The organism is Vibrio sp. JZG10, assembly GCF_054064075.1.
This window is the reverse complement of sequence record NZ_JBSUGE010000003.1, coordinates 380,485-400,693: the sequence shown is the minus strand read 5'-3', so window position 1 is coordinate 400,693 and position 20,209 is coordinate 380,485. Positions and strand designations below refer to the sequence as shown.

General features: G+C 44.3%; 19 protein-coding genes. 9 read left to right on the top strand and 10 right to left on the bottom strand.

Annotated features, from left to right (window positions below; translation table 11 throughout):
* Window positions 1-18 precede the first annotated feature (18 nt).
* Together ctaD and coxB are read right to left on the bottom strand one after the other, a co-directional pair.
* Window positions 19-1,650, bottom strand: coding sequence for a cytochrome c oxidase subunit I (gene ctaD, locus ACWYVB_RS06640; RefSeq protein ID WP_457528427.1), 1,632 nt, complete (start codon window positions 1,648-1,650; stop codon window positions 19-21).
* Window positions 1,647-2,810: a cytochrome c oxidase subunit II gene (gene coxB, locus ACWYVB_RS06635; protein WP_006742066.1), complete on the bottom strand. Its 1,164-nt coding sequence runs from the start codon at window positions 2,808-2,810 to the stop codon at window positions 1,647-1,649. The genes ctaD and coxB overlap by 4 nt, the downstream gene beginning before the upstream one ends.
* Before the next feature lie 330 nt (window positions 2,811-3,140).
* Between coxB and ACWYVB_RS06630 the strand changes: the two genes are divergently transcribed.
* A complete protein-coding gene (locus ACWYVB_RS06630) occupies window positions 3,141-4,835 on the top strand; it encodes a phospho-sugar mutase (RefSeq protein ID WP_281189861.1) in 1,695 nt (564 codons plus the stop codon).
* A gap of 99 nt (window positions 4,836-4,934) precedes the next feature.
* Here the strand turns inward: ACWYVB_RS06630 and ACWYVB_RS06625 are convergent, their stop codons facing one another.
* A complete protein-coding gene (locus ACWYVB_RS06625; RefSeq protein ID WP_262646033.1) occupies window positions 4,935-5,357 on the bottom strand; it encodes a GNAT family N-acetyltransferase in 423 nt (140 codons plus the stop codon).
* Window positions 5,358-5,436: 79 nt separating this feature from the next.
* A complete protein-coding gene (locus ACWYVB_RS06620) occupies window positions 5,437-6,069 on the bottom strand; it encodes a LysE family translocator (RefSeq protein ID WP_457528424.1) in 633 nt (210 codons plus the stop codon).
* 230 nt (window positions 6,070-6,299) lie between these two features.
* On the opposite strand from ACWYVB_RS06620, the gene ACWYVB_RS06615 reads away from it, so the two are divergent.
* The 3 genes from ACWYVB_RS06615 (at window position 6,300) to ACWYVB_RS06605 (ending at window position 8,227) form a co-directional block, all read left to right on the top strand.
* A complete protein-coding gene (locus ACWYVB_RS06615) occupies window positions 6,300-7,127 on the top strand; it encodes an AraC family transcriptional regulator (protein ID WP_104972787.1) in 828 nt (275 codons plus the stop codon).
* 78 nt (window positions 7,128-7,205) lie between these two features.
* On the top strand, window positions 7,206-7,916 hold the full coding sequence (locus tag ACWYVB_RS06610; RefSeq protein WP_457528422.1) for an AzlC family ABC transporter permease: 711 nt from the start codon (window positions 7,206-7,208) through the stop codon (window positions 7,914-7,916).
* A complete protein-coding gene (locus tag ACWYVB_RS06605; protein ID WP_047008376.1) occupies window positions 7,916-8,227 on the top strand; it encodes an AzlD domain-containing protein in 312 nt (103 codons plus the stop codon). Before ACWYVB_RS06610 ends, ACWYVB_RS06605 begins: the two co-directional genes overlap by 1 nt.
* On the opposite strand, the gene ACWYVB_RS06600 is transcribed toward ACWYVB_RS06605, so the two are convergent.
* Together ACWYVB_RS06600 and ACWYVB_RS06595 are read right to left on the bottom strand one after the other, a co-directional pair.
* On the bottom strand, window positions 8,224-8,838 hold the full coding sequence (locus ACWYVB_RS06600) for a fumarylacetoacetate hydrolase family protein (protein ID WP_065645772.1): 615 nt from the start codon (window positions 8,836-8,838) through the stop codon (window positions 8,224-8,226). The two genes, ACWYVB_RS06605 and ACWYVB_RS06600, sit on opposite strands and share 4 nt — an antisense overlap.
* Window positions 8,839-9,059: 221 nt before the next feature.
* Window positions 9,060-10,118 (bottom strand): porin, encoded by a 1,059-nt coding sequence (locus ACWYVB_RS06595; RefSeq protein WP_225461226.1) that lies wholly within the window; start codon window positions 10,116-10,118, stop codon window positions 9,060-9,062.
* Between the two features lie 611 nt (window positions 10,119-10,729).
* Between ACWYVB_RS06595 and ACWYVB_RS06590 the strand changes: the two genes are divergently transcribed.
* From ACWYVB_RS06590 to ACWYVB_RS06580, 3 genes are all read left to right on the top strand, one after another.
* A complete protein-coding gene (locus ACWYVB_RS06590; protein ID WP_005391190.1) occupies window positions 10,730-11,701 on the top strand; it encodes a porin in 972 nt (323 codons plus the stop codon).
* 464 nt (window positions 11,702-12,165) lie between these two features.
* Window positions 12,166-13,023 (top strand): DMT family transporter, encoded by an 858-nt coding sequence (locus ACWYVB_RS06585; protein ID WP_457528419.1) that lies wholly within the window; start codon window positions 12,166-12,168, stop codon window positions 13,021-13,023.
* Window positions 13,024-13,067: 44 nt separating this feature from the next.
* Window positions 13,068-13,682, top strand: coding sequence for a glutaredoxin domain-containing protein (locus ACWYVB_RS06580; protein WP_053809571.1), 615 nt, complete (start codon window positions 13,068-13,070; stop codon window positions 13,680-13,682).
* Between the two features lie 126 nt (window positions 13,683-13,808).
* Here ACWYVB_RS06580 and ACWYVB_RS06575 read toward each other — a convergent pair whose 3' ends face one another.
* The 3 genes from ACWYVB_RS06575 to ACWYVB_RS06565 all read right to left on the bottom strand — a co-directional run bounded on the left by ACWYVB_RS06575 (window position 13,809) and on the right by ACWYVB_RS06565 (window position 15,797).
* Window positions 13,809-13,943, bottom strand: coding sequence for a hypothetical protein (locus tag ACWYVB_RS06575; RefSeq protein ID WP_267135658.1), 135 nt, complete (start codon window positions 13,941-13,943; stop codon window positions 13,809-13,811).
* Window positions 13,944-14,076: 133 nt separating this feature from the next.
* Window positions 14,077-14,424: a hypothetical protein gene (locus ACWYVB_RS06570; RefSeq protein WP_005391198.1), complete on the bottom strand. Its 348-nt coding sequence runs from the start codon at window positions 14,422-14,424 to the stop codon at window positions 14,077-14,079.
* A 179-nt stretch (window positions 14,425-14,603) separates the two neighbouring features.
* Window positions 14,604-15,797: a multidrug effflux MFS transporter gene (locus ACWYVB_RS06565; RefSeq protein ID WP_317396496.1), complete on the bottom strand. Its 1,194-nt coding sequence runs from the start codon at window positions 15,795-15,797 to the stop codon at window positions 14,604-14,606.
* A 105-nt stretch (window positions 15,798-15,902) separates the two neighbouring features.
* Between ACWYVB_RS06565 and ACWYVB_RS06560 the strand changes: the two genes are divergently transcribed.
* Complete coding sequence (locus tag ACWYVB_RS06560; protein ID WP_005391202.1) at window positions 15,903-16,790, top strand: LysR family transcriptional regulator; 888 nt, start codon at window positions 15,903-15,905, stop codon at window positions 16,788-16,790.
* A gap of 183 nt (window positions 16,791-16,973) precedes the next feature.
* The gene (locus tag ACWYVB_RS06555; RefSeq protein WP_006742077.1) at window positions 16,974-18,794 is read left to right on the top strand and encodes a putative bifunctional diguanylate cyclase/phosphodiesterase; all 1,821 of its coding nucleotides are present in this window, start codon (window positions 16,974-16,976) and stop codon (window positions 18,792-18,794) included.
* 107 nt (window positions 18,795-18,901) lie between these two features.
* Here ACWYVB_RS06555 and ACWYVB_RS06550 read toward each other — a convergent pair whose 3' ends face one another.
* Complete coding sequence (locus tag ACWYVB_RS06550; protein WP_145472100.1) at window positions 18,902-20,185, bottom strand: peptidoglycan DD-metalloendopeptidase family protein; 1,284 nt, start codon at window positions 20,183-20,185, stop codon at window positions 18,902-18,904.
* Window positions 20,186-20,209: the final 24 nt, after the last annotated feature.

The window sequence follows — 20,209 nt, the reverse complement described above, 5'->3', positions numbered from 1 at the left end:
CACTCACCCTATTCGTTTCTAATCGACTTTAGGCGGCGTAGTAAACGTATGATGGGGCGCCGGGCTTGGCACTGTCCATTCTAAGCCCTCCGCACGTTCCCACGGTTTTGCAGCGGCCTTTTCACCGCCACGAATACACTTAATCACCACCCATAAAAAGATCAATTGTGACAACCCAAACGCAAACCCACCAATGGAGACGATTTGATTGACATCAGCAAACTGAATAGCGTAATCCGGGATACGTCTTGGCATACCCGCTAAACCTAGAAAGTGCATCGGGAAAAACAAAACATTAACTGAAATAATCGAGCACCAGAAATGCCACAAACTCAGCTTGTGGTCGTACATATTGCCTGTCCACTTAGGTAGCCAATAGTACGCAGCCGCCATAATCGAGAATACAGCACCAGATACCAACACATAGTGGAAATGCGCAACCACGAAGTAAGTGTCATGATATTGGAAATCCGCCGGCACAATCGCCAGCATCAACCCTGAGAAACCGCCAATCGTAAAGAGCACAATAAAGGCAATGGCAAACAACATTGGCGTTTCAAATGTCAGAGCCCCACGCCACATGGTGGCGACCCAGTTAAAGACTTTCACCCCTGTTGGTACCGCAATCAGCATGGTGCAATACATAAAGAAAAGCTCTGCAAAAACTGGCATCCCCGTTGTAAACATGTGATGCGCCCACACAAGGAAAGACAACAACGCAATGCTGCACGTCGCGTAAACCATCGAATGATAACCAAACAGCTTCTTCCCACTGAAAGCAGGAAGGATGGCAGAAATGATGCCAAACGACGGTAAAATCATGATGTACACTTCTGGGTGACCAAAGAACCAAAAGATGTGTTGGAACATCACCGGGTCACCGCCACCAGCAGCATCAAAGAAGCTAGTCCCGAAATATTTGTCAGTAAGAACCATCGTCACTGCACCCGCTAATACCGGCATAACCGCGATCAATAAGAAAGCGGTGATTAACCAAGTCCAAACAAACATTGGTAACTTGAACCAAGTCATTCCCGGAGCTCGCATATTTACGATCGTCACGATAACGTTGATCGCGCCCATAATGGAGCTGATCCCCATGATGTGAACAGAGAATACAAACAGCGCGGTGCTATCTGGGCCATAAGTCGTGGACAGCGGAGCATAGAACGTCCAGCCAAAATCGGGGCCGCCGCCAGGTAAAAACAACGAGCTCAATAAAATAAGAAATGCAAAAGGTAGAATCCAAAAGCTCAAGTTGTTCATGCGAGGTAGCGCCATATCTGGAGCCCCGATCATCATTGGAATCATCCAGTTAGCAAGGCCCGTAAATGCTGGCATCACAGCACCAAACACCATCACCAAACCGTGTACCGTAGTCATTTGATTAAAAAACTGTGGATCAACCAGCTGAAGTCCAGGCTGGAATAATTCGGCACGAATGACCATCGCCATCGCCCCACCAGTCAGAAACATCGCGAAACTAAACCAAAGGTACAGGGTGCCAATGTCTTTATGGTTTGTGGAATACAGCCAACGAGCAATACCTTGGGGAGCACGATGATCATGGCCATCATCAATCGCAATGGTACTGTTTGCACTGGCTTCCGCTGGAGCAGACTTCACTGCCTTTTCTATTGGCTTACTCATATTTCCTCCTTAGCACTGCCTTGTGCCTTAAAGGCATTCACATCGGATGCTTGCACCCTATCACCAGTGTCGTTGCCCCATGCGTTTCGCTGGTATGTGATGACCGCAGCAATTTCTTTGTCACTTAACTGGTTCGAAAAAGACTGCATTGCAGTGCCCGGACGGCCATTCACAATCACATCAATGTGCTCTGAAATTGGGCCTGTTGCGATAGGGCTGCCCTTAATCGCGGGAAATGCACCCGGAATCCCCTCACCATTCGCCTGATGGCACACAGCACAACGCGCCGTGTATATCGACTCGCCCTGCGACATCAACTCATCCATGGATAAGTCTTGAGAGAGCGCCTCTTGTGCCGCCGCTTTTTGAAGTGCGATTTCTTCCTTCTTACTCGCTAACCATTCATCAAACTTTTCTTCTTCCATCGCATGCACCACCACCGGCATGAACCCGTGAGCACGACCACATAGCTCCGCACATTGACCGCGATATACGCCTGGCTCATCAATTCTTGTCCATGCTTCATTAATAAAACCAGGGATGGTGTCTTTCTTGACAGCAAAATCCGGCACCCACCATGAGTGAATGACATCATCAGAAGTCATCAAAAAACGTACTTTACGATTCACAGGCAACACCAAAGGGTTGTCTACCTCCAACAGATAATGCGCGCCTTTTGTCTCAATACCATCAATTTGCTTTTGGCTGGTGGCAAGCAAACTGAAGAACTCAACATCTTCACCAAAATAACTGTAATGCCATTTCCATTGCGAGCCTGTGATCTTGACCGTGATATCTGATTGGCTTGTGTCTTCCATTGCGACTAAAGTTTTCGTTGCGGGAATCGCCATGGCGACAAGAATGATGATGGGTATAACCGTCCAAATAATTTCCACTTTTGTACTTTCGTGGAAATGTGCGGCAACTGCTCCTTTTGACTTGCGATGACGAAAGATGGAATAGAACATGACACCAAATACAATCAAAGCAATTACGCAGCAGATATAGAAAATCAGCATATGTAATTCATACACTTGCCCACTTATCGCTGTGACCCCTTTGGTCATGTTGTAGTCACTTTCCTTTGACCAACTGAAAGAGGAGAATGTGATTAAAATCACATTCAGTGATAAGGCTAGAGTAGTCGTTAATCTTTTCAAAAGATCTCTCCTCTGCTCAGCCGCTACGCTTGCGCGAGCTTCCTTGCGTCCCGATGCAAATATCGAACAACTTTACGAAAAATCACAAAAACTACGATTTCGACACGGTTTGTTATATTTATGTTAAAAGGCTAGTTATAGTTCCAAGGTTCTTCAAGAAATTAAATATGATTAAATTTTGTTCGGATAAGAAAAATTAATTCGGTTTATCGATTGCCCTCTTTGAAATGTAATTGAGAACCATTTACATTAATTTAAAAGAAAACATTGAGATACTTACAAAACGAAGTGTCCAAGAAAGTAGGCGCCCCCTACTAAGGAATGATTGATATGACAGCACTAATTACTCAATGGCTAGAACGAGACCCTGATCCTAAGACTCGCGAAGAGCTACAACACCTCGTCGATACAAATAATGAACAAGAGCTTACTGATCGCTTTGGATCACGCCTTGCCTTTGGTACAGCAGGGTTACGCGGCAAAGTGGGCGCAGGTCCAAACCGAATGAACCGTTTGGTAATCCAAGAGACAGCCACTGGTTTAGGAGACTATTTGCTAGAGCAAGTCAAAGATGCCGCAAGTCGTGGTGTCGTTATTGGCTACGACGGTCGTCCTGATTCGAAACAATTCGCGCATGATACCGCGTCCGTACTGACAGCCCTTGGCATCAAGGTTTACCTAACGTACGACGTCGCAGCGACCCCAATTGTTGCGTTTGGTGTCCGTACATTGAATGCTGCGGCCGCTGTTGTTGTTACCGCTAGCCACAATCCACCAGAGTACAATGGCTTTAAAGTATATTGGGAGAATGGCGCACAAATCATTCCTCCACACGACTCTGGAATCGCAGCGAAAATTGATGACGCAACAACGAAGCCATTACCTTTAATGTCTCTCGATGATGCAAAACAGCACGGTTTGTTAGTTTGGTTGGAAGACGACTACTACCAAACTTACCGTAAAACGATGAACGAAAACGCGCTGCTTACTCCTGACAACAACACCGATATTTCTATCGCTTACACTGCGATGCATGGCGTTGGGGCGAATATGGCGGAAACGCTCCTCGCAGACGCTGGCTTCAAAAAAGTGGCAAGTGTTAAGGAACAGCGCGAACCTGATGGCAGCTTCCCAACCGTCAACTTCCCAAACCCTGAAGAAGCCGGTGCAATGGATATGGTGATGGCATTAGGTAAGTCCGTAGATGCAGATATCGCTTGCGCTAACGATCCAGATGCAGACCGTTTTGCCGTGGCAGTTAAACGCCCAGATGGCGAATATCAGATGTTAACCGGCGACCAAGTGGGTTCACTGTTTGGCGATTACTTGCTAGAACAGCAATCTAACGCTCTGGTTGGCAACACCATCGTATCATCAAGAATGCTGAGTAGCATTGCCAAAGCGCATGGCGCCCAATACTACCAAACGTTAACAGGCTTCAAATGGCTTACTAACGTTGCCATGGAGCAAGAGACAGAAGCCAATCCATTCTTGTTTGCTTATGAAGAAGCGCTCGGTTATACCGTGGGTAACAAGGTGTGGGATAAAGATGGTTTATCTGCAATCGTCGCATTTGCCCAGCTAACAGGTAAACTTAAAGCTCAAGGCAAAACACTATGGGATAAACTGGAAGAACTGTACCGCGAGCACGGTTTCTACTTTAACGCGCAGCGCAGTATCGCTCTCGACCCAAACTCTCCACCAATCGGTGACAAGCTCCGTGCAAACCCACCAACAGAGATTGCTGGTAAAAAAGTCGCAGTAACTGAAGATCTAAAAACATCAGTTCGCATGTTTGATGACGGCTCAGAAGAATCCATTGACTTACCAGCAAGTGACGTATTGATTTATCACCTAGAAGATCAGTCTCGTGTGATTGTTCGCCCTTCGGGTACTGAGCCAAAACTAAAATGTTACTACGAAGTCATCAACCTTTTCCCTGCGGATATGAGCTATGCACAAGCACAGCAAGCGGCAGAGGCGAAGATGAACGAACTTATCGACGCGCACCAGCAAAGTTTGTAAGTCAAAGAGAAACATAGATATTTGATACAACAAGAGGCGCAAATTCGCGCCTCTTTTTTGATTTTAACTAGAACAAGTCAAGCTAACCCGTGCTTTTCCCTAGCCTACAATTTCCTTTTGTAGAAAGTACTTGTGGATACCCTCTGCAGGATAGCCTGAGTACTGCCCTACTTTTTCAAAACCCAATTTGAGGTAGAACTCAAGAGCTTGGAAGCTGTAGGTATCCAAATAAACATGGGTAACCCCGTGAGGCTTTACTTTTTCTTCTAACATTGACATTAACTGGCTACCGAGACCAGATGTCCGACTTTCAGCATCTACCCACAAAAACTCAACAAACACCGTGTTTTTAAACATTTCGCCAGTCAGACCACCCATGATCTTGCCATTCTCATCTTTAGCAAAACATCCCACAGCATGCACTTCCCCTTCAGGCAAATGCAGTCGGTTATAAGATCGAATACCTTCACGAACAAAATCAAGGTCTGTTTGATCTGGATTTAAACAAAATTCAAGCTTCATACATCCTCTCCTTAGGAAACACCAATATCCTAAAACAAAAAGCCAGCAATTGCTGGCTTTCTGGTGGAATATGATAACTTTACAAGGCGAAACTGCTCAGCATCCACAACGCGAGAATAACGAACACTAAACCCATTAATTTATGTTGATACGTGCGGAATTTCTCGTTCTCGATCAGCCCCTTACCCAATGTGCCTGCCAGCACAACAAGCAATAAATTGAATGATAAGCCAAGGACGTTTAACAATAACCCTAGTGCTAGCATCTGCTCACCAGAAGACGCTGTGATATTGCTTGAGACAAACTGCGGCAAAAACATCACAAAAAATACCAACGCTTTAGGGTTAAGCAAGTTACTCATCAAGGCACGTTGATAATAAGTTGACGCCATTTTGTTTTGACCATCAAGCTCTGGAGCCGAAGATGCCTCAGCTCGTAAGCAGTCCCAGCCCATTTTTAGCAAGTATGCGCCACCTAATAGATGAAGGACTTTAAGGGCGATTGGGCTCATTGCAATCAGGGTAGATACGCCCATTGCAGCAAGCAAAGTAAGAATAACACCAGACGTCGCATTGCCTAAGCTAGCAAACAGACCGACCTTCTTGCCGTAACTCATACTAGAGCTCGCGATAAGCAACATATCGGGCCCTGGTAACAGCAACAAAGCCACTACTGCGGTGAGATAAACAGGAAGTACAGATAAATCAATCATGATGGAACCGCTTTTTCTACAACAAAGCGGCGAATGTTATACCAACAAAATAACAACAGCCAGCCCAAAATCACCAAGATAATTCAGAAAATAAAAATCATAGTTTGCCAGGGTGAAAAATAACAATCAATTCGCCTATTTATAAAAATCGAATGGCAATTTTGTACAAAAATAAGCACGATGGATCCGTTACACTTCTAAGATGATTTTCTTGAGCAGGCCGGATAAAGATGAAAGAAAAGAATAAGGAAATCGCTACCTTCAAGATAGCTCAAGAGCTCGGTGGTTTAGAACTTCTCGATGCAAAGTACGAGAAGCAGAATTTCTCACGCCATAGTCACGAGGGTTACACTATTGGCGTCATCGAGAAGGGAGCACAGCAGTTCTTTCGAACAGGCGGAAATCATATCGCGCCACAGGACAGCATCATCCTTGTTAATGCCGATGAAGTACACAACGGGCATTCGGCCTCAGAAGGCGGTTGGGAATACAAAGCAATGTACCCCGTACCACAGCAGTTTCAGACCTTAGGGCAAGAGCTTGGTTCACCAAATGTCGCGCTGCCCTATTTCCCTCAACCTGTGGTTTACGATCCTGAGCTGGCTAGTCAGTTACGATTGGTATTTGAAACACTAGAAAAATCAGACAACCGTTTATTGAGAGAAACTTTGGTTTACGGCACGTTGATCAAACTAGCCAGCAAACACAGCACCCACCGGGCACCACTCAAAGAATCAACCAGAGCTCAGCGACAAATACAGCTGGTCAAAGAGTTTTTGGAAGACTTCCCGCAAACGGACGTCTCGCTAGAAGAGCTCGCAAAACTGGCTGGATTAAGCCCTTTTCATTTGCTAAGAGAGTTTCAAAAACAGTTTGGCTTCCCTCCCCATGCTTATCAAATTCAGCAACGTTTACGAATGGCGAAGAAGTTGCTCAAACTCGGACAAAAAATTTCAGATGTAGCGCAAGAATGTGGCTTCCATGATCAAAGCCACCTGCATCGACACTTTAAAAAAGCCATGGGCGTCACACCCGGTCAATACATTCGTCACAGCTAAAGAGCAATATTGTACAAGGCGTTATGCCGCTACCACGTTACCTTGATAGCCTAATTTTGGAACAACTAAGAATAGACTATGGACCACACTTTGCCGCTAAAAGAAGAATCAAAAGCTGCGTTATTTTGGCAAGGCACACTTGCGATGATGCCACTGAGTATCGCGGTGTTACCTTGGGGTTTGCTCGCAGGCTCATTCGCGATTGATACTGGGCTTCACCCTTTGGAAGGACAAGCACTGTCCGCCATTCTGTTCGCCGGTTCCGCGCAGCTCGTCGCGATGGGAATGATTAAAACGGGAGCAGGTCTAGTGACCATGTTACTGACAACGTTTTTTATCACCTCTCGACACTTCCTCTACAGTGTATCGATGCGCAGTAAAATTGCACCGCTTCCTCTAAAATGGCGATTATCACTCGGCTTCTTACTTACTGACGAGCTGTTTGCAATTGTAGGCCACCATTCCGATAAACAATTTAATCGCTGGTATGCACTTGGGGCTGGTCTGAGTTTTTACCTGTTTTGGAATGTCGCGACATTGACGGGCATTATTGCGGGAAGTCTAATCCCTGAACTGAACGAAATGGGTTTGGAATTTGCTGTGGCCGCAACTTTTATCGCGATAGTAGTACCCACCATTAAAAATGCAGCGGTGCTCGCGAGTGTTGTCGTGGCATTAGTGAGCTCGGTCGCCCTAACCTATTACCAAGTGGAAGGAAGTTTGATGATTTCGAGCATTTTAGCCATGCTTACAGGCTACTTTGTGGAACAAGTACAGGAGAAACACTAATGATCATGTTGTCTATTTTACTGATGACGGTACTTGTTTTCACCAGCCGCTACTTGTTTTTAGAACCCAAGCTACCACTGCGATTAGGGACACGTACACAAAAAGTGCTCAACTACGCCAGCCCTGCGGTACTCACTGCGATCTGGGCGCCTATCGTTTTCATTCCCGATGGAGCACTCAGCGTGAATGTGCACAACCCATTTTTATTGGCTGCCTTGCTGGCTGCGTTAATCGCGTACTTTACTAAAAATGTTCTTTTAACGACGGTGATCAGCATGGTGGTATTTCTCGTTCTGCGAATTTGGCTTTAATCCGCCACCCACTCAATCTCCAACAAGGTGACATCACCACACTTTAATCGTCCAAGGAAGATGTCACCTTTATGCACCTCACCAACTCCTTTTGGTGTGCCGGTCATTACCACATCGCCATCTTGAAGTGTTGTGTAACTCGTTAATTCATCCAAAATGGTTAGCGGCGGATAGAGCATCTGGTTAACGTGACCTTTTTGTACACGAACGCAGTTAATCAAGAGCTCTAGGTTAAGATCATTAATATCAATGTTATCCAAAGAGACAAATCGACTAAACACTGCGGAGCCATCAAACGCTTTAGCACGCTCCCAGGGCAACCCTTGTTGTTTAAGTGAAGACTGCAAACCGCGCTTGGTCAGATCCAATCCCAAACCGACCGCTGAATAACGTCCATCTTTGATCAGAAAACAGATTTCAGCCTCGTAATGAAGAGGCTCTTGATGAAATGAACGCAGAGTCGTCGATACGGAAGTCGCGGGTTTATTAAATACCACCATTTGCTCAGGTATCGCATTATCAAGCTCATGAATATGTTCAACGTAATTTCGCCCAACACAAAGCACTTTACCCACTTCTACTTTCTTTTCTTCAACTTGAATAACGCTCATCGCTCTTCCCTGCAAAACAAAAACCTCATCATAATCTAACCTATTGACTTAACGACACTAAATCCCATCCTCTAGTGTGAAAAATAAGACATTCACCCCGTTTTGAGTTTTGTATCATCTAATTGAAACATCACGGTATTTACAAAACAAATAGACAAAAAAGCCAGCACGAGGCTGGCTTTAAATCAATAAGGGTGAATGATTGTTCTCGCTAAATCCTATTATAGGTAGTAACGAGCACCTATCGCCCATTTGTCATCAGTTTCACGACCATGGTCATCATTTAGGTCAAACTGGTAACCCGCGTAACCAACAAATTTAGGCGTGAAGTTGTACTCTGCCTGCAGTGCCATTTCCTCACGAGCGGTTTCTGTTTTAGAATTTTTGAACTCTTTACCTTCAACCATCTCGTAGTTAACGCTCAAGTTTAAGCTGTTCGCTAGAGCGTATGCGATGATCGCTTCGTACGCATCACTTTCCGCCAAACGGTCGCCATTTACACTGAAGTTCATATTTTCATTTGAACCATATACCGCGGCAAGGAACAGACCTTGACCGTAAGCGCCGTAAGATGCAGACACAACATGTGATTCCGCGGTGTGTTTACCTGTGTAAGCAGGGTGTTGGAAGTCACCACCGTTGTATGAGTAGCCAATTTTCGCGCCCATGATTGCGTAAGAAAGCGCAACTTGCATGCGGTCATCGTATTTAAGACCACCAGTGATAGTACCTGCGTCGTTACGCGTGTAATCATCATTTGCGCCTTGCCATCCAAGACCAACGTTAATCGAACCAGCTTCGCCTAAATCAAAGCCATTTCGATAAGACAGCATTTTATCCGCACGACCTGTGCCTAGGTTTCCGTGATCGTCGTAAATGAAGTCATTCGCAAACGCAATTGGCATATCCGCGATGCCTGCTACATCATAGTAAGGTGACCATTGCGTACCACCTACTGCACGACCGTAAACCTCATGTGTTAAACCTAAGTAACCTAGACGAGTTTTAAACGACTCTTCACCGCCATCTAAGTAGTTTAGAGCCCATTCACCACGTGCGTCTGCGGTGAAGCCATTGCCTAAATCTTGTGTCGCAGAGATATTGATACGAGGAGAGTTAGTACCAACATCCGTGTCACCTTGCTCTGAACCATTTAGGTTAACAGAAACGTGGCCGCCCATCGAAAATGTTGTGCCATCGTTATTATAAAGTTCCACTGCCACTGCTTGAGTGCCGAAAGTTGCTGCTGCGATTGCCGCTGCTAATAATTTTTTATTCATTTCTAAATCCATTACTTATTAGTTGGTTAGTCAGTTTTAGACCCAGCTCTGATTCACTTTCGTAAAACGAAATGATGAACACAGAAAGGAATACAAAGGCCCTCTGGGGCATCTTTTCCGCCAGAATGGATTTACCTTTGTGTAACAACTGCCGACACTTTATTTGATTAGTTCCTGATAACCGAGTGAAAAATTCTCAGCAAAAAAACTAAAAAGCAAACGTTTACTTATCCGAAAAAAAATCCAGGCGTAAAAACCTTACAAAAAGAAATGCTTTAACGAGATAGTGCTCACAAATACTTGATGAACCCCAACTTTTGAAAATAACTTTCCCGTCAAAATGAAATATTTACTTACATTTTGGAACAAAAATAGGTTCAGGAACTTTTTGAAAAAAGCACGGTCTCCAATAGAAGGCAGAAAAACCTCAAAAAAGATAAAACCTTTCTTTTTATAAGAGATATAAGAAGGGGCACTTATTCTCGCCAGCAATAAAAGTGCAATCAAATCATAACTTAACAGAAATCTATCTTTCATTTTCAGCGTTTACCTTAGCGTCATCAACACATCGGGCAAGAAAGCCCATCGATTACAACTAGGGTAATAAGAAAATGAAAAAGGCAGCACTAACTACTGCAATTCTTACAGCATTGGTATCAGCACCATCATTCGCAGCAACAGTATACAAAAACGACGGTACTGAATTAAAAGTTGGCGGCCGCGTTGAGTTCCGTGGTGACTTCATCGGTTCAGGTGGTGCTGAAGTTGAAGGCTCAATGGAAGATAAAAGCCGCGCTCGTCTTAATCTAAAAGGTAAAACGGACATCGGCAATGGCCTTTCTGCATTCGGTGTTTACGAAGCCGAGCAAAAAACGGGCAAGAGTGAATTCAAAAACCGCTACATGTATGCAGGTGTCGACTCTGATATCGGTGCTTTCTCTGTAGGTCGTCAAGACATGGCTGCAGTCATCATCTCTGACATGACGGATATCACTGAGTTCTCTGGTGTTCAGCAAGTTATCGATTCGTCTTCTGATAAGCAAGACAGCGTTTTCGCATACCGTGGTGCGTTTGATGCACTACAACTGCAAGCAACCTACCAAGCAAACTCTAGTGATAACGAAGATAAATACGGCATCTCTGGAATGTACTCACTGCCAATGGGCCTAGACCTCGGTCTTGCATATTCTGGTGGCGACGTAGATAAAGACAACTCTGAAGATCAAATTCTAGGTGGTATCGCTTACTCGATGGATAACCTTTACCTAGCAGGTACTTATTCTCAAGGGTCCCTGACTGACTCTGAAGACTTTACGGCTTACGAGCTAGTCGCAAGCTACAAAGTAGCGAGCAAAGTGACACTTGCTGCGCTATACACAGCTCAAGAGAATGATCCAGACAACGGTTCAAAGTACGACACCGTTGAAGGTATCGAGCTTGTTGGTTACTACAAACTAAACAGCAACTTCCGTACTTACCTGTCTTACTACATCAACCAACTTGATGAAGCAAAAGATGCAACAACAGGTCTAGTAACAGAAGGCGAAGATACACTGCGCCTAGGCGTACGTTACGATTTCTAATTCACTCTTGTCCTAAGAGCGAGTCCACTTGGCCAGCACCTTTGCTGGCCATTTTTTGTGTAACCCAACATAACTCAATAAGTTTTCACACTATCCAAACGTCGCTCTGCAATGAAAAACGAGCGTAGTGACTACTACTTCTGCCCTCTTTTAATGCGGTTGGTCACTAAGTTAGTGCATTTCATCTAATAGGCAACATAGAAAAACAAAGAAATCATTTAAAATCATAACGATAAAAGTTGGCACGTGTTCTGCAGTATTATTTATGCAAATGCATGGCAGCGTTTGTGCTTCTCGTTCTTTGTACCTGTTAACACAGGCACGTCCTTTGAATTGGTAATGTCGCCTCCCTTTGGGAGGCATTTTTTTATTGGCGCGAAAAACAATAGGACGTATGATCCCGCCACCTCTATCAAACTGGAATTTTTCAATTGAATCATCATCCTGTTCAAGGTGCGTCCTGGATGCTAACAGCTGGCTTGGCATTCGCCATAGTGAACAGCTTCGCCCAAATTGCTAGCATCAACTTTGGTGTCTCTTCCACCACATTCGCGTTATTCCAATACGCTATTGCCTTATTTGTCATTCTGCCCTATCTGCGTACACTTGGAATTAGACGCTCACTAAGAACCCAACACTTTGGTTGGCATGCCTTCCGTATTTTTCTCTCTGTTATCGGGATTCAGCTTTGGCTTTGGGCACTCGCTTATCCAGTTCCGATTTGGCAAGGCATTGCGCTGCTGATGACCTCTCCATTATTTGCAACGGTTGGATCTGGCTTGTTACTCAAAGAGAAAGTAGGTACTGCACGCTGGTTAGCAACATTAACAGGGTTTGTTGGTGCTATGATCATTCTTGAGCCGTGGGCAGATTCATTTACATGGGCGACCCTGCTTCCTGTTGGCGCCGCATTTTTCTGGGCAGCGTATTCTCTGATGGTAAAGAAAATGTCGGTCAACGATCCGCCCTCAACCATGGTTGTCTATTTATTACTGCTGATAACGCCGTTTAATATCTTATTGGCAATACCGACATTTACAATGCCAAATACCTGGACGATATGGGGCGTACTTTTAGCCGCAGGCGCGCTTACAGCACTCGCTCAATGGGCTATCGTTAAAGCGTACGCAGTTGCAGACGCCTCGTTTGTGCAACCATTTGATCACGTAAAACTGCCTTTGAATGTCGTTGCTGGCTGGTTGGTGTTTGGCTGGGTACCACCTGGTCGTTTATGGCTAGGCGCCGCGATTATTATTGCCTCCATTGCGTTTATTACGCATTGGGAATCGAAAAAGACAAAGCTAGTTGAAAGAAAAGTCTAATTTCAAGGTTCTATATTTTCAGGAAAGGAAATGAGGAACACCATATGAGTCAACCAATCAAAATTACACTGTACCGCTGGGCTGGTAGTTGGGGTCCATTCAAAGTCAATATTCCTTGTGGTGAATGTACGTTAACTAAAGATATTTTGACGGATACTTTTAAAAACGAACTCGCTGATGTCCCCGTTGAACTGGAAGTAAAAGATTGGTTATCACATTGGTGGGAACCATTAAAAGCAGGGGCCTGGCATGCACCGATTCTTATTGTCGAAGGAAAAGTGGTCAGCCAAGGAGAAGCGCTAAACCGGGGCGTGCTTGTGCAATCAGTTATCGCTGAATGGGTCAAACGCGATGAGCTAAAAGGCAACATTGTTTATGGTAAAGCCACCTGCCCTTACTGTGTCAAAGCTAAACAACTACTTGACGATGCTGGTGTTCAATACGAGTATCATGACGTGGTTAAAGACAGCGCCGCTTTGTATCGCATGATCCCCGAAGTAAAGGCCATCATTGGAGAAAAAACGCCGGTAACAGTGCCGCAGATCTGGTTGGATGGAAAGTATGTTGGAGGCGCTGACGATTTAGAAAAGTGGTTAGCAGCAAAGGGGCTAGATAAAGTGCCTAACAATGTCGTGGAGATACCAAGCCAATCCGCTTAGCGTTTGATTCAAATGCCATCCGTCTTTGAGTAGTGGTTTACCAATGTTGTTCAATATGTAGGCTGCCACTAAAAACAAGACAGATAAAAGCAAAAAGCCCTGATTCTTCAATCAGGGCTTTTTAAATTATTTCGCCAGTTTTTTCATAACACGAGTAAAAACAGAAGCTTTTTTCTTCTTCGCTTTACCGTAAAGCGCTTTGTGCATCGCGTCTTTTGCAATCATCTGGCCAATATAAGCACCACCAAGTTCGTTACCCATGACCTTCTCCTGAATGTATTGACTTAACTATGTTGTAATTTTACACCACAATTAGATAAAAACAAGACTATCATCACATTTATTTTGTAATTAACTTTCAGGTTGGTTCTGATTACTTTTTCGAAACGGGCGCCTATCGCTTAGGTTGCTGGTATGTTTTACCCGCTGCGACGTACGTATCTTTCTGTTTGATTTCAAAGAATGTTTCAAAGAACCACGCAGCAAATTTGATCAAGTGATCGCCTTCATTCATGACATGCTCCACGTATTCTTGCTCTTCTCCGGACTCGTCTTCTTGAGTGGTAATATGGTAAATACGTTTCTCGCCATCAACTTCTGCAAGACCAAACTGACCCGTTAGGGATTGTGCCGCTTGTGCAACTTCTTCTTCCTCACACGCCTTCAAGACTTCGAGTGCCTTTGGCATGCTTTCTTGCTGAGTAATTTCTTTTACCAGTGTTTCAAATTCGTTTTGTTGCATTCTTTCACCTAACGATTAGAGATCGGATAGTCAATTTGGGCAGAAATGTATCCCCAAGCTTGAGAGGAGCATCAGGCATTGCCCTCTTCCTCTCAAACTGAGTCATTCAATATACACAATGATCCTGACTTAATTTAGCAGCGCATTTTAGAAAGCTGCCTCTTTCGTTGCAAGTATATTCAGGTGGAAGTTTCTGCTTGAATCGTCCCTTTGGGTACTTTACGAAATTGACTCAATGCAAGCACACAGCAAGAAAGTAACGCAATAAACAAATAAAACACCCCAAGCTGGTTTTGATTCGTGACCCAAGAATCTACCAAGTATCCGCCAAACAACCCGGCTAAACACATTTGAATTGAGCCAGACAATGCAGAAACCGCTCCAGCCTGTTGCTTATGTGGCGACAGCAACAAACTAATTGATACCGGAAACGACATGCCTTGGGCAAAACTTAAACACGTAAATGCCACTAGTAATGAAAATACACTGAAGGGTGTAACCAACAACATGAAACCAGCAATAGCAACAATCGCGAAACTCATCAGCAAGATTTGCTGAGCTTTGTAACGAGCGTTGATCAAATTAAGCACCAAGCTACCCGTCAGCAAACCAACTGACGGTATGATCATCAACGAGCCATAATCCGCCGCCGTTAATCCTAACTCTTGTTGCATTAAAAATGGATACAAGGAGAGCGTAACCAGAGCCGATAAATAACTAAGCCAGTTGTAGCTCGCACTACCAATCACTTGTGTATTCGTTAACAGACGCAAATAATTTGCACTCACCTGGCCTACTTTAAATTTTCGCTTCGGGTAAGGCAGCGTTTCTGGCAGCACCAATAAACCAAGCGTAAAAATTGCCATTAAGTAAATCAGCACAAACACAAAGACAGCATGCCAGCTCAGGTGAAAAGCAATCCAACCACCAAACAGCGGAGCAATAATTGGCATCACAGATGCCGTGACTGAAATATAAGATAGCGCTTTGGTTAATTGCATACCGTCATAACTGTCACTCAATACGGAGCGACCAAGCACCGAGGCACTGCCCGCTCCCAAACCTTGAAGTAACCGCCCCGCTTCAAGAGCAATAATGTTGTCCGAAAACGCGATACAAATAACCGTACCAACTAGGTACACACTTTGGCCCAGAATAAATACTGGTCGACGACCAATCGCATCAGACAATGGGCCATAAAAAAGCTGAGAGATACCGAAGCCAACGAGAAATAGTGTGACGAGATTCTGAATCGAATGTTGCGGCAAATTCAAGTCATGACCAATCAATGGCAAAGAAGGAAGATAAATACTAACGCCAACTTGGCCTGTGGCAATGATCATCATCGCTAATAACAATGGTGTTTTACGCAAACGTTCCTCCTACTTTGTGACAGATTGATGGCAAACAGTGTATATTTGATACTCAAAGGTGATAATCAGCTAAGTTGGAAAGGAATTAATTCCCAAGGAGACACAATGGACTGGATTCAAAGCGTGAAGAGTTATATTCGTGTGGTCGAAGAAGGTAGCTTTAATGCCGCAGCGCGGAAACTCAATACCACCAGCTCAGCTATCAGTAAACGAGTTCAATGGCTAGAAGATAAAATTGGCGTTCAGCTACTTAAACGCACGACCCGCTCTATTAGCCAAACCGAAGCTGGTGCGCTGTTTTATCAACGAGCAAAAAATCAGTTGGATTCGTGGCAATCAGTATTAGATGAAACTCGCTCAGTCAATCAATCACCAGCGGGGTTATTGAAAATTGGCGCGACACTGGCGGTTGGTTCTAAGTTTTTGGTGCATTACCTAGATGATTTTCTTGAGAAATATCCAGACATCACGCTTCAATTAACGACAACGCTACCAGGCCAATTGCCAGAGCTAAGCTTAGACCTGTTTATTAGCCGGGAATTAGAGCAACTGAACTCTCTGAGTTTCAAAGCCACTGCGCTTTTCGAACATAAAGCCCAGTTTTACGCTGCGCCTAGTTACCTAAAAAAATACGGCACCCCACAATGCGTTGAGGATCTGACAGAGCATAATGTCCTGATTTGGGGTGAAAAGCCCTCACGAGAAATCAAAACCAATCGAGGTAAACGTATCAGCTTGTCCGGTAACTTTGCCACGACCAACCCAGAAGCGCTGTTTCATGGTGCCAAAAGAGGCATGGGTATTCTGATGACGAATAACGTCATGATCAAAGATGATCTCAAATCCGGAGCGTTAGTGCCTATCTTGCCCGATATCACAGCGGATAAAGCCACTGTATATGCCTACTATCCAAAGCTGGATTATCAGCATACCCGAACTAAGCTGTTCCTCGATTATCTCAAATCGCGATTAGAAGAGGAGAAGCGCGCCTAGCTTAGCGTTTTTATCGCTATACCTTTAAAAGGTTCAAGCATAAAAACATGAAAAGAATGATTTGTTCGTTCACAAAATTTGAAAAATTCGCCTTAGTAACCGATAGTTTATTTGATGCATATCAAATAATAATTCTTCGTGTCTCACACGATATGGTAATCACAACGCTAGGTGAAATGCTCAATGGGTCAGGTACAAATCAGTTTCCACAAAATTGATGAAATATTGAAGCTAAACGGCACGGCTCAGCTAAACCGAGTCACGTTAGATATTCATCAACAATTGCAGAGCCATTGCACTTGCGTTGTAGAAGTTGCGCATCTTCAGCATTCGGCTCATACCATCTCCTTCGCTAGCAATGGAAAAATAACAGACAATCTAAGCTACCACCTTTCAGGCACCCCCTGTGAAAAAGTGGCAAAAGACATTGGCGAACATATTTTCTATCAGGACCAAGTTTACAAACGCTTTCCTGAAGATCAGATGTTTCAAGAGGATGGCATTCAAGCTTACATTGGCCTGCCATTGAAGACACAAAATGGCGAGGTTCTGGGAATTTTATTGTCTACCTTTACCCGAAGCATCCACGCTAAGGAAGCGCAAGATATCCTCGACTTCCACCGCTTTTATGCCAATGTCATTATTCACAGCTTACGTGAAAAGTGGGTCAGTGAACGTTCAGATAAGCTTCTTAATCAGCTTAGCTATGAAGTATCGCATGATAATCTAACTGGACTGCTCAACCGTAGCTGTTTAGCTGATACCTTGGAGACATTGACGCAACAGGCCACTCGTCCATTCAGTTTGGCTTACCTAGACATCGATAACTTTAAATCGATCAATGATATCAACGGAAACTACATCGGCGACCAAATCATTAAGTTTACGGCGAACGCCATTCAACAAAGCTTGTCATCGCCAAACAACGCTTTTCGTGTCGCAGGAGATGAATTCGCCTTCATTACTTACGACGAAGATCCTGTCGCCGTGTGTCAGGAAGTACTCGACAAAATTGAAAGCGGCTACAGCGACAAATCTAACCGAATTTCTTTCACTGTTAGTATTGGTATCGCGCGCGCACCAGTACATATGTTGAACAGCGATGAGCTAATTTTGAATGCCAGCCTCGCTCTCAAAGACTGTAAAAAACATCGCGATACACGAATTCAGCATTACGACACACATCTTAGTGCCCTTTATCACCGTAGAACTCAGCTTATTGAAGCTATGCGCATTCAACTAAGCGCTGACATACATGATAGCGAAGAGTTGTATGTCGTTGTTCAGCCAATCGTAGATATCACAAGCGATCGCTGGAATTACTTTGAAATCCTAGCCCGCTGGAACAGCAATGTTTACGGAAACATCTCCCCTGCGGAATTCATTGAAGCTGCCGAACAATCAGGCCTGATTATCGAGTTGGGTGAACGTATTATTGAACTCGCATGTATCGCAAAACAAGAGCTAGAAGCTAACTTAGGATACAAAGTCAAACTCTCTATCAATTGCTCTGCGTATGAGCTGGTCGACTCTAACCGCTATATTAACCACCTAACTAACATGGTTGAAAAGTATCAGCATGAAGCAAAAGACTTTGTTATAGAGCTCACCGAGACCGTTTTACTCTCGCAAAGTGGCCGTGAACAGATGGTACTTAACTCATTGCGGTACTTAGGTTTTAAGGTCGCGTTGGATGATTTTGGTACGGGATACTCAAGCTTGAACTATATACACAATTATCCGATTGATAGCATTAAAATCGATGCAACCTTCGTTCAAAACATGCTCTCAAATACAACCTCTGAACAAGTGGTGTTTTTGATAGCGCAATTAGCAGAACTGCTTGATGTGGATTTGATTGCCGAAGGCGTAGAAGACGATAGAGCACTACAAAAGTTAATTGAAATGGGCTGCCACTACATTCAAGGCTATTTCTACTCTCGCCCACACAGTGTTGATGAAATCGTACACCTGATAAATGAACGTGAAGTGCGGAGCGCCTAAGAGCTCTAAACAAGCGACGGTCATGGAATGTAAATCTAGTTAATGCACAAAGTAAAAGAGACCAAGCTATACTTAGTCTCTTTTTATTTTTTGAGCGAAGTACTTTGTTACAGCACTGCTTTCTCTTTATCGCGTAATAGCTTATCCATTTCATCTCTGTTCGCGACAAAGGTTGCCATCTCTTTCTTAGGAACAGAGCTCGCCATTGGGATGTTTGCTCGCATGGCGTTAACTGGACGGCCGTATTCAATCAATTCATAGTGAAGGTGTGGCCCTGTCACTCGACCTGTTTTACCTGAAAGACCGATACGCTGGCCTCGAGAAACCTTTTGACCTTTCTTCACCAGAATCTTACTTAGGTGTAAGTAACGGGTTTTGTATTTGCTGCCATGCTCAACAACCACGTAGTTACCCGCATAAGGGTGTTTACGAGTCATGATCACTGTACCGTCACCAGTAGAAACGACTGGAGTACCGGTTGGTACGGCAAAGTCAGTACCGTTGTGTGGCGCGACACGTCCCGTTACTGGATGTAAGCGATTAGGATTGAAGCCAGAACTGATACGCCAACGGCTACTTACAGGATAACGCTGGAATGCGCGCTGCAAGCTCTCGCCTTTGGCATTGTAGAATTGACCATCGGTATGAAGGTAAGCTGTGATTTCACGTCCGCGATTGTAAATCTTAATCGCCTCAATTTCGTTCTTGCCCGTTGGTATACCATTGATGCTTTGCGAACGACGAACGACTTCAAATCGATCACCTGCACGAAGATCACGCCCAAAGTTGAGCTGCTCTTTGAGTAAGCTCACAACTTGACTCACTTCTGCCGACGTTAGACCTAATCGACTTGCAGAAGAAGAGAAACTGCCTTGAATAACACCAACCAATGGTTCTTGGCGCCACACGCCAGGAATCGAGATATCGGTAAAGTCATAGCTACCATCACTATTTAGTTGGTAGACCACTTTATCTGCAATAGAAAATTGCAGTTCCATTTTCTCTAACTCGCCTGTCGCATCATCACGCCAAAAGCGGAGCGTGTTGCCCGGCTTTAGTGTATCAAGTGCAAGGTAGTTCAAATCCGTTTCCATTACTTTCATTAACGAGCTGTAACCGAAACCGAGCTGGCTAAAAATAGTGCTTAGGTTGTCACCTGCTTGGATTTGATATTCGAAGTTCGGGGGAGTGACAACTTCGGCAGTTGTCGCATCAAGAATTTTTTCAACGACCTGAGATTCAGGCAGGTTCAATGCGATGGTTTTGGTTAAAGATGACTCTTTGAGAGAGTGAGAAACACCAATCGCAACTAAAACTGGCAAGGAGTATAACAGCAGCGCTCTACGACTTGTCAGATTCGGCAACCGTCTTGTAATTTCATTTGTAGACACGGGAATTACTATCTCCTTTCAAAC

What these genes read in the sequence shown, in the direction of transcription:
- ctaD (WP_457528427.1), bottom strand. Translation starts at nt 1,650, where the DNA reads ATGAGTAAGCCAATAGAAAAGGCAGTGAAGTCTGCTCCAGCGGAAGCC.
- ACWYVB_RS06630 (WP_281189861.1), top strand. Translation starts at nt 3,141, where the DNA reads ATGACAGCACTAATTACTCAATGGCTAGAACGAGACCCTGATCCTAAG.
- ACWYVB_RS06625 (WP_262646033.1), bottom strand. Translation starts at nt 5,357, where the DNA reads ATGAAGCTTGAATTTTGTTTAAATCCAGATCAAACAGACCTTGATTTT.
- ACWYVB_RS06620 (WP_457528424.1), bottom strand. Translation starts at nt 6,069, where the DNA reads ATGATTGATTTATCTGTACTTCCTGTTTATCTCACCGCAGTAGTGGCT.
- ACWYVB_RS06615 (WP_104972787.1), top strand. Translation starts at nt 6,300, where the DNA reads ATGAAAGAAAAGAATAAGGAAATCGCTACCTTCAAGATAGCTCAAGAG.
- ACWYVB_RS06610 (WP_457528422.1), top strand. Translation starts at nt 7,206, where the DNA reads ATGGACCACACTTTGCCGCTAAAAGAAGAATCAAAAGCTGCGTTATTT.
- ACWYVB_RS06605 (WP_047008376.1), top strand. Translation starts at nt 7,916, where the DNA reads ATGATCATGTTGTCTATTTTACTGATGACGGTACTTGTTTTCACCAGC.
- ACWYVB_RS06600 (WP_065645772.1), bottom strand. Translation starts at nt 8,838, where the DNA reads ATGAGCGTTATTCAAGTTGAAGAAAAGAAAGTAGAAGTGGGTAAAGTG.
- ACWYVB_RS06595 (WP_225461226.1), bottom strand. Translation starts at nt 10,118, where the DNA reads ATGAATAAAAAATTATTAGCAGCGGCAATCGCAGCAGCAACTTTCGGC.
- ACWYVB_RS06590 (WP_005391190.1), top strand. Translation starts at nt 10,730, where the DNA reads ATGAAAAAGGCAGCACTAACTACTGCAATTCTTACAGCATTGGTATCA.
- ACWYVB_RS06585 (WP_457528419.1), top strand. Translation starts at nt 12,166, where the DNA reads ATGCTAACAGCTGGCTTGGCATTCGCCATAGTGAACAGCTTCGCCCAA.
- ACWYVB_RS06580 (WP_053809571.1), top strand. Translation starts at nt 13,068, where the DNA reads ATGAGTCAACCAATCAAAATTACACTGTACCGCTGGGCTGGTAGTTGG.
- ACWYVB_RS06575 (WP_267135658.1), bottom strand. Translation starts at nt 13,943, where the DNA reads ATGGGTAACGAACTTGGTGGTGCTTATATTGGCCAGATGATTGCAAAA.
- ACWYVB_RS06570 (WP_005391198.1), bottom strand. Translation starts at nt 14,424, where the DNA reads ATGCAACAAAACGAATTTGAAACACTGGTAAAAGAAATTACTCAGCAA.
- ACWYVB_RS06560 (WP_005391202.1), top strand. Translation starts at nt 15,903, where the DNA reads ATGGACTGGATTCAAAGCGTGAAGAGTTATATTCGTGTGGTCGAAGAA.
- ACWYVB_RS06555 (WP_006742077.1), top strand. Translation starts at nt 16,974, where the DNA reads ATGGGTCAGGTACAAATCAGTTTCCACAAAATTGATGAAATATTGAAG.